Source organism: Pseudoalteromonas sp. CST2 (assembly GCF_028599385.1).
Classification (GTDB): Bacteria; Pseudomonadota; Gammaproteobacteria; order Enterobacterales; family Alteromonadaceae; genus Pseudoalteromonas; species Pseudoalteromonas atlantica.
Window position 1 is genome coordinate 124138 of sequence record NZ_JAQREO010000009.1, and the last position, 13104, is coordinate 137241.

Below are 13104 nucleotides of genomic sequence, written 5' to 3' on the forward strand. Positions count from 1 at the left end.
TTTTGCTAAATTTGTAAGCATATGTTCCTTATTATGTGCTCAGCCTTCACTTTCAACTAAGTTTACATACTTTTGTGCGAGCTGCTCAAGTGACTCCCTTTTTAAAGGATCGCTTTTAATGCAATTAATGGGGCACACTATGACACACGTTGGTTTATCGTAATGCCCCACACATTCAGTGCACTTATCTGGGTCTATTTGATAAGTTTTTGACCCCATAAAAATCGCGCTGTTGGGGCACTCATCTACACATACATCGCAGTTAATGCATTTATTATTTATAAATAGTGCCATGCTAGCGCTTACTCACTTGCTACTTTTTTATAGGGGTTGCGGGTATTTTGGTGCTCATCTAAATTTCGCATTAATATTGCGTGCTCTAAATTAATGCGTGTATCTAATCGAATTTTAACGTGATGCCCAGAGCCTTTCGCATCAATAATATTTTCGCCCTTTTTGTTTTGCATATATTCAAGCTCAAAAGTAATGTTACCTTGTGGGGTCATCAGTTCAAGTGAGTGGCCTGTGCAGAATTTATTTTTTACCTCTATTTCAACTAAACCATCAGCATGGCGCCCTATTACTTCCCCAACAAATTGCTGCTTAGTTGATACCGAGTGACCGTATTCATAGTTTTGATAATCTTGGTGGGCATGGCGCTTTAAAAAGCCCTCGGTGTAGCCTCTATGCGCTAAGTTCTCAAGTGTTTTGAATAAGTGAGTATCGAATGGTTTACCCGATGCCGCATCATCTATGGCTTTACGGTATACCTGCGCGGTGCGCGCTACATAATAAAATGATTTAGTACGCCCTTCTATTTTTAAACTATGTACGCCCATTTTTGTAAGCTGTTCAACATACTGCACGGCGCGTAAATCTTTTGAGTTCATAATGTAGGTGCCGTGTTCATCCTCAAAGGCTGGCATATACTCCCCTGGGCGCCCTTGCTCTTCAAGCATGTAAATATTATTTGTTGGCGCACCTTCACCCAGAGTTGGTATAACTTGGTTAGGGTCGATTTTATGCACCATGTCACCCGTTTCGTTTTCAACGCCTGGTTTTACATCGTAATTCCAGCGGCAGGCATTCGTGCAGGTGCCTTGGTTTGGGTCGCGCTTGTTAATATAACCCGAGAGCAAACAGCGCCCAGAATACGCCATACACAATGCACCATGCACAAATACTTCTAGCTCGGTGTCAGGGCAGAGTGTGCGTATTTCGGTTATTTCTTCAAGTGATAGCTCGCGCGATAAAATAACCCGCTCAATACCTTGTTTTGCCCAAAACTGAACACTTGCATAATTAACTGCATTTGCTTGCACCGATAGGTGAATAGGCATGGCTGGCCACTTTTCACGTACCAGCATAATGAGCCCAGGATCTGACATAATCAGCGCATCGGGTCCCATAGCAATCACAGGTTCTATATCACGTAAATACGATTTAACCTTTGCGTTATGCGGAGCAATATTAGAGACCACATAAAACTTTTTATTTTGCGCATGGGCTTCATTAATCCCTATTTGTAATGTCTCTAAATCAAACTCATTATTACGTACCCGCAAACTGTAGCGAGGCTGGCCGGCGTAAACAGCATCGGCTCCATATGCAAAGGCGTAGCGCATGTTTTTTAAACTCCCCGCAGGGCATAACAGTTCGGGAATAAAAGAAGTTACAGAAGAAACAGCTGGCATATGCGCTCCATACAGCTAACCGAGTATAAGTCGGTTGCATGATTAATTAATTTACAAGCGCGGCATTATAAATGCGCTAAACATTGTGCTTTTGATCAAGATCATAAAACTGCAACCAAACTGGTTTTTAATAAAATTAGGTTTTTTCAATTAAAACGCGTATAATTCGCGCCCGTAAATATTCACACTTTTATTTAAAAATTATTGGAGCATAAAGATGGCTTTAGAGCGTACTTTCTCAATCGTAAAACCTGATGCAGTAGCAAAAAACCACATCGGCGCAATCTACAACCGTTTCGAAACTGCGGGTCTTAAAATCGTTGCAGCTAAAATGGTTCACCTTTCAAAAGAGAAAGCTGAAGGTTTCTACGCAGAGCACAGCGAGCGTCCTTTCTTCGGTGCTTTAGTATCTTTCATGACATCTGGTCCAGTAATGGTTACCGTTCTTGAAGGCGAAAACGCTGTTCTTAAAAACCGCGAAATCATGGGTGCTACTAACCCAGCTGAAGCACTAGCAGGTACTTTACGTGCAGACTACGCTGATAGCATCGACGAAAACGCTGTTCACGGTTCTGACGCTGTTGAATCTGCTGCTCGCGAAATCGCGTACTTCTTCGCTGACGAAGAGCTTTGCCCACGTACTCGTTAATTCGAGTTTTACAGTTAACGCTGTAATGCAAAGTAAGAAAAGGGCTTTCGAGCCCTTTTTTAGTCATTACGTAAAGTATCCTTAAATGCATTTTTGATATTTTACTTAATGATTAAAGTGGGTGAATTGTGTACAATTCGCCCTTGTAAATTTTATCTCCACCGTCACCGATTGAGGTTGTTTCATGACCGAGCAAAAAAAGATTAACTTATTAGATTTAAACCGAGATGCAATGCGCGAGCTATTTGTATCATTCGGTGAAAAGCCATTTCGTGGCGACCAGGTGATGAAATGGATTTATCATTTTGGCGTTGATAACTTTGACGACATGAGCAACGTTAATAAAAAGCTTAAAGAAAAGCTTAAAAACGAATGCGAAATTGTTGCGCCAGAAATCTCTGTACGCCAACAAGCAAGCGACGGCACAATTAAGTACGCATTAGTGCTTGATGGCGGCCAAGAAGTTGAAGCTGTATGGATCCCAGAAAAAGACCGCGCCACTTTGTGTGTATCTTCGCAAGTGGGTTGTGCCCTTGAGTGTACGTTTTGTTCAACTGCGCAACAAGGCTTTAACCGTAACCTTAAAGTGTCTGAAATTATTGGCCAAGTTTGGCGTGTAGCTAAAGACATAGGCCTTGATGGCAACAGCGAAAAACGCCCAGTTACCAACGTTGTAATGATGGGTATGGGCGAGCCCCTGCTTAATATTAAAAACGTAGTGCCGGCAATGGAACTTATGATGGACGACTGGGGCTTTGGCTTATCTAAGCGCCGCGTCACATTAAGTACCTCAGGGGTTGTACCTGCGCTTGATTTATTAAAAGAAAAAATAGATGTAGCACTTGCTATTTCACTTCACGCACCTGATAACGCTCTGCGTGACGTACTTGTACCAATTAATAAAAAGTACCCAATTGAAGAATTTTTAGCCGCGTGTCGTCGTTATATCGATGGCTCTAAAGCAAATAAAGACGTGACCATTGAATACGTTATGCTAAATGGCGTTAACGACAGCACCGACCAAGCACATGAGCTGGTTAAAACGCTTAAAGGTACACCTTCTAAAGTTAACCTTATTCCGTTTAACCCGTTCCCGGGTAACGAATACACACGCTCTAGCAACAGCCGTATTGACCGTTTTTCTAAGGTTTTACAAGCTGCGGGTATTACGTGTATTGTTCGTCGTACTCGTGGTGACGATATTGACGCCGCCTGTGGGCAATTAGCCGGCGATGTTGTTGACCGTACTAAACGTATGGCGAAAAAGAAAATGCGCGACGATAACGCAATTAGCGTAAATATCCAGCAAGCATAAGCCTGTAACCACCCTGTGTATATTCCCTATGCAGGGTGGTTAAGTTGTTTATTTTTAAATAAATGATGCAACACTAAGGGTTTTAGGTAAGATAGGCGCTATGGATAGAAAAACAGAGACAAGGTAATGCGATCTTTACTTGCTTTAACACTTTCAACACTTGCCCTTACAGGGTGCGTAAGTGAAAGTAGTTATAACGGCAGTGACAAACCCGTCGTCGAAAACAAAATCAATAATGCAGGCGCAGCACGCACTCGTATCGCCCTCGCTTTACAATACTTAGAAACTGGCAACAACTCGCAAGCAAAGTATAACCTTGAGCGAGCTATAGAATTTGCCCCAAATCTACCTGAAGTACATTACTCTCTTGCTTATTATTACCAACAAGTAGGCGAAAATGAGCGTGCCGATAAAGCCTATCAAAAAGCATTAGCAATTAAGCCTGACGATCCGAACACGCTTAATAACTACGGTGTGTTTTTATGTAGTATTGAAGAGTATGACCGCGCGACCGATCAGTTTTTAAAAGCAATTGATATTCCAAGCTATATTCGCGTCGCCGAAAGCTACGAAAACCTTGCATTATGTGCCATAGAATTTAACGACTTTGAAAATGCAGAGAGTTACTTTAAACAAGCACTTAATCACAGCTCGCAACGTACATCGACCCTAATAAGCTTAGCCGCCCTTTTTTATGCTAAAAGCGATTTACATAAAGCCAGCGAAGTATTAAAGCGTCATGACGACACCGGCCGAGTGTCTGCACGTGCTTTATTGCTTGGTTATTTAATTAAGCAGCGCATGGGCAGAATAGAAGAAGCAGAAAAAATTGCCGCCACCATAATGCAAACTTACCCAACAAGTAAGCAAGCCTATGCTATTCGCGATAATCGTACTAAACAAACTGAGTTTGAAATACTGCGCGAAAAATACCGTAAAGCGCAACTCGAGGAGCTTCAAGAGCAGTATGGCGAAGAGCAAATCAGTGTTGAGCAACCAAAAATTAAAATTATCCGTAAAAAGCGCCCAACTACCGATAATTCGACCAGCTTAATTTCTCCAGGGGTTGAGCCTTCAAGCCCAGTATTAAATGAGACGGCAAAAGCACAGGCAACCATTGCCGCAACAAACAAACAAAAAACCGTAGCTGAGCAAAATGATGACGCTGCCACTCTCACGCCAGCGGCTCAACCAACTCAGGCTAAAGTAGTTACAGCAACTAAAGCAGTAGTGTCAGCTGCGGCAGCGGCTCCAACCGTAACAAATACTGCCCAAGTAGCAACTACAACACCTATGCCTGCAGAGTCTAATACAGATACCGCAGCGGTGCTTTTGGCTTTAACAACGGATCACCAAGCGCAACAAACGTCTACACCCACAGCTGAGCCGCCAAAAGCTGTCGCTAAACAAACACCCAAAGATGATGACGAAGTAAAAATAATTTCATTTGGTGCGCCCAAACAAGCTAACTTTAACACCCCACAAAATACAGGCCCTGCTGAAAATGGCCCACAGAATACGGGCTTAAATAATTCGGTAGTATTTTATGAGGCTAAAAAAGACAGTGCGGTATTTAGTAATAACCCATACAGCGACAGTAACGACATTACACTAAAAAACTACCAACCAAGTGTAAAACAAGAGCCTCCCATGCTTAATCCAAAAGTCCCCCCTTTAAAGGTGCCTTTTCATATTATTGAGTTTGGTGAAAACCTATTTAGCATTTCAGTGCGATACAATGTTAAACTACAAAAACTCCTGCAGTGGAATGGTCTAAAGGAGTCGGATCGTGTTATCAACGGAAGTAAAATTTACTTAAACGATCCTAATATTTATTACGAGATTAAAGCTGGCGATACCCTTTACGACATAGCTACCCAGCGGCATGTATTAATTGATGAATTAATGCGATGGAATAAATTAAGTCCAGATATAGAACTTACACCTGGGCACAGACTATTACTAGTGGATCCAAATTCGTACCTATTATGACAGAAGAAACTACGCAACAAAGCGATGAGCCAAGTGTTGGGCAACTATTAAAAGCGCACAGAGAGCAGGCTAATGTAAGCTTAGAGTCACTTACTGGCCCACTTAAGCTTTCTATTTCGCAGCTGCAACGCTTAGAAAGCGATCAGTACCAAACGTTAGGCCCTATTACCTTTGTAAAAGGCTACATTAAAAACTATTGCCGTGAACTACACGTCGATAGCGCCCCTATATTAGCTAAATTACCAGCACCGCCCGAGCCTACAAAGCCGGCTAACATGCAAAGCTTTTCGCGCCGCACAGAAAAAGAAGCCCACGACAGCCGCCTAATGCTGGTGAGCTACATTATTTTAGCCATTGTTATTGGCTCATCTGCCTTATGGTTTTGGCAAAATGCTACGCCTATCGATGAGCAAACAAGCACAATCAATATTGAAAATTCAATTTTAGATAACCAGCAAAATAACAACGCGCTAAATAACGAAAGCGAGAACACCTCGCAAATGCAAGCAACACAGGCAGTTGAGCGCACACCGGCTGTAATGCCTATAAGCGCTGAACAAGTCCCCTTAAATGAAGCCGTTAATGCCACGGCGCCTATTGCCGCTAGCACCCAAACAGCCACTAACGAGCCCGACACGCAAAGTAACACCAGTACAATTAACATGGTGTTTAACGATGAGAGCTGGGTAGAAATACACGATGGCGAAGGTGAGCGCATAGCATTTGGCGTAAAAAAAGCAGGCTATAAAATGGCTGTAAGCGGTACCCCGCCTTTTTCAGTTGTGCTGGGTAAGCACGACGTAGTTAGTGTTTCTCTAAACGGCGAGCCAGTTGATATTTCTGGTTATCCTAAAAATCGTTTAGCCAAATTTAAATTACCATTAGCAGAGTAGTCGCTATGTTTTCAGAATCTCCAATTAAACGCAGAAAATCAACCCGCATCAATGTAGGCAACGTGCCTATTGGTGACGGTGCCCCTATTGCCGTGCAGTCGATGACCAATACCGACACCATGGATATAGATGCCACGGTAGCGCAAATCCAAGCAATACAAGATGCCGGCGCCGATATAGTGCGTGTATCTGTACCAACTATGGATGCAGCAGAAGCGTTTAAAAGTATAAAAGAGCAAGTTAGTATACCGCTTGTAGCCGATATTCACTTTGATTACCGCATAGCGTTAAAAGTGGCAAAATACGGCGTAGATTGCCTACGTATAAACCCAGGAAATATAGGCAGTGAGGAGCGTATTAGAGCCGTTGTAGACTCAGCACGCGAGCATAATATTCCTATTCGTATTGGTGTAAATGGCGGCTCATTAGAGCGCGACCTACAAGAAAAATACGGCGAGCCAACTCCCGAGGCATTACTTGAATCAGCAATGCGCCATGTAGATATATTACGCCGCCTTGATTTTGACCAATTTAAAATATCGGTAAAAGCATCAGACGTATTTTTAGCTGTAGGCGCTTATCGCTTACTTGCTAAAGAAATAGATCAACCCCTGCATTTAGGGATCACCGAAGCCGGCGGCATGCGCTCAGGTTCGGTTAAATCGGCTGTAGGCTTAGGCATGTTACTTGCCGAAGGTATTGGCGATACGCTACGTGTATCACTTGCTGCCGACCCAGTTCAAGAAATCAAAGTAGGTTTTGATATTTTAAAATCGCTGCGTATACGCTCTCGCGGTATTAACTTTATTGCCTGCCCTAGCTGCTCACGTCAAGAGTTTGATGTAGTAAGCACCATGAACCAGCTTGAAGAGCGCCTAGAAGATGTTGTTGAGCCAATGTCTGTTTCGGTAATTGGTTGTGTCGTTAACGGCCCAGGCGAAGCCCTAGTTAGTGATATTGGCCTTGCCGGTGCAAACCGCCGCTCAGGTTTATACATTAATGGCGAGCGTCAAAAAGCGCGTATTGATAACAACAACATTGTTGACCAGCTTGAAGGTTACGTGCGCGACTTTATTGCTCAAAAAGAGCAGCAAACACCTATCGACATTAAAATAGTCGAATAAATACCGTATAAAGCGCCAAACCACGTTGTTTGGCGTTTACCTTTATAGCTAGAGGATACCCAAACGACTCCAAGATACAGAATTCAGCGTTTCACAGGCTCTTAATATCAAGGCGTTACTTTGCAAGAATGGCAATCCCTTTTAAAAAGTAACAACGATGAGAGTAAGTGTCTGTGAACCGCCCAAAGGGTTGGTTTAAAAGCGATTTATACTGCGTTATTGATTTTAACAATAGAACCACTATTACTTTCAATCAATGCCTTGCCTAAATCTCTTTTAATTCCAACTGAAACTCGCATCATAGGGTCATTTGGGTATATAATGACGGGTCAATTTTTAGCATTCTTGTTGTGTAAGCATTTTTTTATTACACATAAACAGTAATTAGGATTTATCAGTGGCAAAACAAATTCAGGCAGTTCGCGGTATGAACGATTGTCTGCCGGGCGACACGCAAGTTTGGCAGAAAGTAGAAAACATTTTACGCGAGACAGTAGCATCGTTCGGTTATCAAGAAATTCGTTTTCCTATTGTAGAATCAACCGACTTATTTAAACGCTCTATTGGTGAAGTAACCGATATAGTAGAAAAAGAAATGTATACCTTTGCCGATCGTAACGGCGACATGCTAACCCTTCGTCCAGAAGGCACCGCAGTGTGTGTACGTGCAGGTAACCAAAATGGCTTGCTTTATAACCAAGAACAGCGCCTGTGGTACATGGGCCCGATGTTTCGTCATGAGCGCCCTCAAAAAGGCCGCTACCGTCAGTTTCACCAATTTGGTTTAGAAACATTTGGTATTGCCACAGCCGACATAGACGCAGAAGTTATTTTACTTACCGCGCAATTATGGAAAGCATTTGGCATTAACGAACACGTACGTTTAGAGCTTAACTCGTTAGGCTCTAACGAAGCACGTGCTGATTACCGCGATGCACTCGTTGCCTACCTTGAACAGCATACCGACGTGCTTGATGAAGATTCAAAGCGCCGTATGTACTCAAACCCATTACGTGTACTTGATAGCAAAAACCCAGATGTGCAAGCAATCTTAGTGGATGCGCCTAAATTGTCTGAGCATTTAGATGCTGAATCAAAAGAACATTTTGCAAATTTATGTGAACGTTTAGACGCAGCTGGCGTCATATACACGGTTAATGAAAAGTTAGTACGTGGTTTAGACTACTACAACCGCACCGTATTTGAATGGGTAACAGATAGCCTAGGTGCACAAGGTACAGTGTGTGCTGGCGGACGCTACGATGGCTTAGTTGAGCAACTTGGCGGCAAAGCAACGCCCGCAGTTGGTTTTGCTATGGGTCTAGAGCGCTTAGTACTGTTACTCCAAGCACTTGAGTGTGTAGGTGACATTCGCCGTAATGCTGATGTATATTTAGCGGCAATGGGCGACAAAGCCAGCGTACAAGCCCCTGCCATTGCAGCGCAACTACGTAGCGACGTACCCGGTTTACGCGTTATGGTGCATGCCGGTGGCGGTAACTTTAAAAAACAACTAAAACGAGCTGATAAAAGCGATGCACTAGTGGCTGTTATTATTGGCGAAGATGAATTAGAAAAAGGCGTTGTGACCATAAAATATTTACGTGAGCGTAAAGAGCAAGTCACACTAGAATTAGAACAAGCTAAAGCGCTATTAGCTGAGCTTATCAATAGCTAAGCTAACTTAAGAGGTAATAATGGACATTTATTCAACAGAAGAACAACAAGCAGAAGCCATTAAGCGCTTTTTTCGCGAAAACGGTATTTCACTTGCGCTAGGTGTAATTGTAGGTTTAGGCGGCTTATACGGTTGGAAAGCATACAACCAAAACCAAATTACAACTGCTGAGCAAGCGTCTGACGAATATACAACACTTGTTCAAAGTGACGATGTACTTGGCGCAGCCGATACATTCATTAAAAACAACCCAGACACAAGCTATGCAACTTTAGCCGCTTTTGTTGCGGCAAAAGACGCTGTTGATGCAAAAAAATTAGACCTTGCTAGCGAAAAGCTTAGCTGGATTGTTACAAACGCCCAAAGCGAAGAGCTTAAAGCCATTGCCATTACGCGTTTAGCACGTATTCAACTTGCGCAAAGTAAATTTGACGAAGCCCTAAGTACATTAAACTCACCCCTACCAGAGGCATATAACGCCAATGTAGCTGAGCTAAAAGGCGATATTTACATTGCACAAGGTAATAAAGACCAAGCTCGCACTGCGTATCAAGCAGCTGCCGATGCAGGCGGTTTAACAACAAACCCTTTATTACAAATTAAATTAGACGACCTAGCAGTAACTAGCCCAGCGGCATAAGGTTTTAGGTATGAAAAAAATAACAACAGCAACTCTCGCACTGTGCATGGCAACGCTAATGGGTTGTTCATCAAGTGATGACGAAGACGAGTTAGTACTTCCTGAAATTGTTAATCAATTTGAAACAGACGTAGTGTGGCAAGAGTCGGTTGGCAGTGGTGTAGAACATTACTTTTCTCGCTTATCGCCTGCTGTATACAAAGACACTATTTATGTAGCTAGCCGAGAAGGCCAAATTGAAGCGCTTTCGCTTACCAATGGCGACACGTTATGGGAAACCGACGTACGTGAAGATTTATCGTTTTGGCCATGGTCAGATAACGGCACAGCAAAATTATCAGGCGGTATATTACAAGCTTATGGTAAAATTTACGTAGGCTCTGAGCACGGATTTATTATTGCCCTTGACCGCGAAACGGGTGAAGAAGTATGGCGTAAAAATGTGCCAGGCGAAGCGTTATCAAAACCAGCTGCGGGTGATGGCCTAATTTTTGTTAATTTAGGCTCGGGTAAACTATTAGCGCTGCACCCAGATACAGGCGAAGAACGCTGGAACTTCGAACAAGAAGTACCACCGCTTACATTGCGTGGCCAAAGCTCGCCAACAGTTGCAAACGGTGGTGTGTTAGTAGGCTTAGAAACAGGTAAATTAAGTGTACTCATTTCTGAGAGCGGTTATTCAGCATGGAGTGCAGAAATTGCCGTTGCTAAAGGCGCATCAGAATTTGAGCGTTTGGTTGATGTAGACACACAACCAATTATTAGCGGCCCTTACGCCTATGCTATTGCATACAACGGTAACCTAGCAGCGGTAGATATTCGCTCAGGCAATGTTGTATGGAAACGTGAATACAGCAGCTACCGCGAAATAGCGATGGATGCACAAACTATTTACCTAGTAGATAGCGAAGGCGTAATTTACGCATTAGATAAAAATTCAGGTATTGAACGTTGGAGCCAACCCGCTCTACGTGGATGGTACCTAACAGGCCCTGCAGTTGCAGGTAGCCACTTAGCTTTAGGTGACCAAGAAGGTAACCTACATTGGCTAAACAAAGACACTGGCGAGTTAGTATCTCGTGAAGAATTTGACAGCTCAGGCTTTTTTGTTGAGCCGGTTGTAGCCGACGACAAGCTAATTTTATACACCCGTGATGGTGAAGTTAGTGTGGTAAACACCCCTAACTAACTAGCTAACACTTAAAGGTTTTTTGTAAGGCTTCGCACTGCGAAGCCTTTTGTTGTTTTTTAAAGAGGTAGTTTATGCTTCCCGTGATCGCCCTAGTTGGGCGACCCAATGTGGGCAAATCCACATTATTTAACCGTTTAACACGTACTCGTGATGCACTCGTAGCCGATTTTCCAGGTTTAACACGAGATAGAAAATATGGCCAAGCTAATTACGATGGCTATGAATTTATCGTGGTAGACACGGGTGGTATTGATGGCTCTGAAGAAGGCATCGAAACCGAAATGGCCGACCAGTCGTTACTTGCCATTGAAGAAGCCGATATTGTGTTGTTTTTGGTTGATGCCCGCGTAGGCATGACCGTTGCTGACCAAGCCATTGCTAATCACTTGCGCAAGCAAGAGAAAAAAAGCTTTGTGGTTGCCAACAAAACAGATGGCATTGACGCCGACTCAAACTGTGCAGAATTTTATCAATTATCATTAGGTAATATTCACCATATTGCAGCAGCACATGGGCGTGGTATTACACAGCTTTTAGAGCACACTTTACAGCCTGTAATTGCAGAGCTTGCAGCACTAGATGAAGACGTTGCTGATGACGATGAAGAGTTAATCGACCTTTATCAAGAAGCTGAAGGCGACGATACAGACCACCAAGCGTTTGCCGATAAACCAGTAAAACTGGCTATTATTGGTCGCCCTAACGTAGGTAAGTCTACACTTACAAACCGTATACTCGGTGAAGAACGTGTAATTGTATACGATATGCCGGGCACCACTCGCGACTCTATTTATATTCCGATGACTCGTAACGACAAAGAATATATTTTAATAGATACCGCAGGTGTTCGTAAGCGTAAAAAAGTAAGCGACGTAGTTGAAAAGTTCTCAGTAATTAAAACGCTTCAAGCCATTGAAGATGCAAACGTTGTATTACTGGTTGTTGATGCTCGCGATGGTATTTCTGATCAAGACTTAAGCTTATTAGGCTTTGCGCTTAACTCAGGTCGTTCATTGGTTATTGCCGTGAACAAATGGGATGGCCTTGATGATTACGTTAAAGATCGCATTAAAACAGAGCTTGATCGCCGTTTAGGTTTTATTGATTTTGCACGCTTGCACTTTATATCTGCACTTCACGGTACAGGTGTTGGCCATTTATTTGAATCGGTTGATGAAGCGTACGAGTCAGCAACTAAACGTATTAGCACCGCAATGCTACGCCGTATTATGGACATGGCACAGGCCGATCATCAGCCGCCACTTGTTCGTGGTCGTCGTGTTAAGCTTAAATATGCGCATGCCGGTGGTTATAACCCGCCACGTATTGTAATTCACGGTAACCAAGTTCACGATTTACCCGATAGCTACAAACGCTACCTGATGAACTACTACCGTAAAGCACTTAAAATTATGGGCACCCCAATCAAAATTGAATTTAGAGAAGGTGATAACCCATTTGCAGGGCGTACTAACAAAGTAACGCTTTCGCAAAAACGTAAAATACGTGCCTTTGCAAAAGAAAACCGTAATAAATAAACGGCATAAGCGTTAATTTATTACAAAAAACGGCGTACTTTTTAGTACGCCGTTTTTTTATGCTTTATACCAATTAGTTTAATTAAGTGATCTATTTTGAGGCTTAGTATTAAAGATTAAGTAATGCCAATTGCACCAACCGCTCAACGGTGGTGTCTTGGCTATTTTTAGGCGCTTTCGGGTAATACTTAGATTTTGGCGGCTTAATAGATATAAACCCATGATTGGTGGCCATTTCGTGCGCTAACAGTTTTCGCTCTTTGGGTGTTAAATGGTTTTCGTGTATTTTTGCAAGCTCGCCGCTATCAAGCCATATGCCAGCGCAACCTGGGCACTCGTCTATTTCAACAACTTTGAGCGGCGAAAAAAACCGGCGCATCATCACTATA

The 13104-nt window shown here is 42.9% G+C and carries 11 protein-coding genes and 1 pseudogene; 9 read left to right on the top strand and 3 right to left on the bottom strand.

Annotated elements, in window-relative coordinates; all coding sequences use genetic code 11:
- Positions 1–39: 39 nt before the first annotated feature.
- Positions 40–294: a YfhL family 4Fe-4S dicluster ferredoxin gene (locus tag PSH41_RS13040; RefSeq protein WP_273589217.1), complete on the bottom strand. Its 255-nt coding sequence runs from the start codon at positions 292–294 to the stop codon at positions 40–42.
- An 8-nt stretch (positions 295–302) separates the two neighbouring features.
- The gene (gene trhP / locus PSH41_RS13045) at positions 303–1694 is read right to left on the bottom strand and encodes a prephenate-dependent tRNA uridine(34) hydroxylase TrhP (RefSeq protein ID WP_273589218.1); all 1392 of its coding nucleotides are present in this window, start codon (positions 1692–1694) and stop codon (positions 303–305) included.
- A gap of 217 nt (positions 1695–1911) precedes the next feature.
- Between trhP and ndk the strand changes: the two genes are divergently transcribed.
- The 9 genes from ndk to der all read left to right on the top strand — a co-directional run bounded on the left by ndk (position 1912) and on the right by der (position 12715).
- Positions 1912–2343: a nucleoside-diphosphate kinase gene (gene ndk / locus PSH41_RS13050; protein WP_004586996.1), complete on the top strand. Its 432-nt coding sequence runs from the start codon at positions 1912–1914 to the stop codon at positions 2341–2343.
- A 184-nt stretch (positions 2344–2527) separates the two neighbouring features.
- Positions 2528–3658 (top strand): bifunctional tRNA (adenosine(37)-C2)-methyltransferase TrmG/ribosomal RNA large subunit methyltransferase RlmN, encoded by a 1131-nt coding sequence (locus tag PSH41_RS13055; RefSeq protein ID WP_004586995.1) that lies wholly within the window; start codon positions 2528–2530, stop codon positions 3656–3658.
- 126 nt (positions 3659–3784) lie between these two features.
- Positions 3785–5650, top strand: coding sequence for a type IV pilus biogenesis/stability protein PilW (gene pilW, locus PSH41_RS13060; RefSeq protein ID WP_273589219.1), 1866 nt, complete (start codon positions 3785–3787; stop codon positions 5648–5650).
- On the top strand, positions 5647–6543 hold the full coding sequence (locus tag PSH41_RS13065) for a RodZ domain-containing protein (protein ID WP_273589220.1): 897 nt from the start codon (positions 5647–5649) through the stop codon (positions 6541–6543). The genes pilW and PSH41_RS13065 overlap by 4 nt, the downstream gene beginning before the upstream one ends.
- Positions 6544–6548: 5 nt before the next feature.
- Complete coding sequence (gene ispG, locus PSH41_RS13070) at positions 6549–7667, top strand: flavodoxin-dependent (E)-4-hydroxy-3-methylbut-2-enyl-diphosphate synthase (RefSeq protein ID WP_004586992.1); 1119 nt, start codon at positions 6549–6551, stop codon at positions 7665–7667.
- Between the two features lie 397 nt (positions 7668–8064).
- Positions 8065–9345 carry a histidine--tRNA ligase gene (hisS, locus tag PSH41_RS13075; RefSeq protein WP_004586991.1) on the top strand — a complete coding sequence of 427 codons (1281 nt, stop codon included), beginning with the start codon at positions 8065–8067 and terminating at the stop codon, positions 9343–9345.
- Between the two features lie 19 nt (positions 9346–9364).
- Positions 9365–9985, top strand: a complete 621-nt coding sequence (locus PSH41_RS13080; protein ID WP_096042705.1) for a YfgM family protein — start codon at positions 9365–9367, stop codon at positions 9983–9985.
- Between the two features lie 10 nt (positions 9986–9995).
- Positions 9996–11174 carry an outer membrane protein assembly factor BamB gene (gene bamB, locus PSH41_RS13085; protein ID WP_004586989.1) on the top strand — a complete coding sequence of 393 codons (1179 nt, stop codon included), beginning with the start codon at positions 9996–9998 and terminating at the stop codon, positions 11172–11174.
- A gap of 74 nt (positions 11175–11248) precedes the next feature.
- Positions 11249–12715: a ribosome biogenesis GTPase Der gene (der, locus tag PSH41_RS13090; protein WP_004586988.1), complete on the top strand. Its 1467-nt coding sequence runs from the start codon at positions 11249–11251 to the stop codon at positions 12713–12715.
- Positions 12716–12824: 109 nt separating this feature from the next.
- On the opposite strand, the pseudogene PSH41_RS13095 reads toward der, so the two are convergent.
- Positions 12825–13103, bottom strand: a pseudogene (locus tag PSH41_RS13095) (TFIIB-type zinc ribbon-containing protein); the annotation flags it as partial.
- Position 13104 lies beyond the last annotated feature (1 nt).

Bases quoted from the DNA above. Each gene is read 5' to 3' on its own strand.
- PSH41_RS13040 (WP_273589217.1), bottom strand. From the start codon at position 294: ATGGCACTATTTATAAATAATAAATGCATTAACTGCGATGTATGTGTA.
- trhP (WP_273589218.1), bottom strand. From the start codon at position 1,694: ATGCCAGCTGTTTCTTCTGTAACTTCTTTTATTCCCGAACTGTTATGC.
- ndk (WP_004586996.1), top strand. From the start codon at position 1,912: ATGGCTTTAGAGCGTACTTTCTCAATCGTAAAACCTGATGCAGTAGCA.
- PSH41_RS13055 (WP_004586995.1), top strand. From the start codon at position 2,528: ATGACCGAGCAAAAAAAGATTAACTTATTAGATTTAAACCGAGATGCA.
- pilW (WP_273589219.1), top strand. From the start codon at position 3,785: ATGCGATCTTTACTTGCTTTAACACTTTCAACACTTGCCCTTACAGGG.
- PSH41_RS13065 (WP_273589220.1), top strand. From the start codon at position 5,647: ATGACAGAAGAAACTACGCAACAAAGCGATGAGCCAAGTGTTGGGCAA.
- ispG (WP_004586992.1), top strand. From the start codon at position 6,549: ATGTTTTCAGAATCTCCAATTAAACGCAGAAAATCAACCCGCATCAAT.
- PSH41_RS13080 (WP_096042705.1), top strand. From the start codon at position 9,365: ATGGACATTTATTCAACAGAAGAACAACAAGCAGAAGCCATTAAGCGC.
- bamB (WP_004586989.1), top strand. From the start codon at position 9,996: ATGAAAAAAATAACAACAGCAACTCTCGCACTGTGCATGGCAACGCTA.
- der (WP_004586988.1), top strand. From the start codon at position 11,249: ATGCTTCCCGTGATCGCCCTAGTTGGGCGACCCAATGTGGGCAAATCC.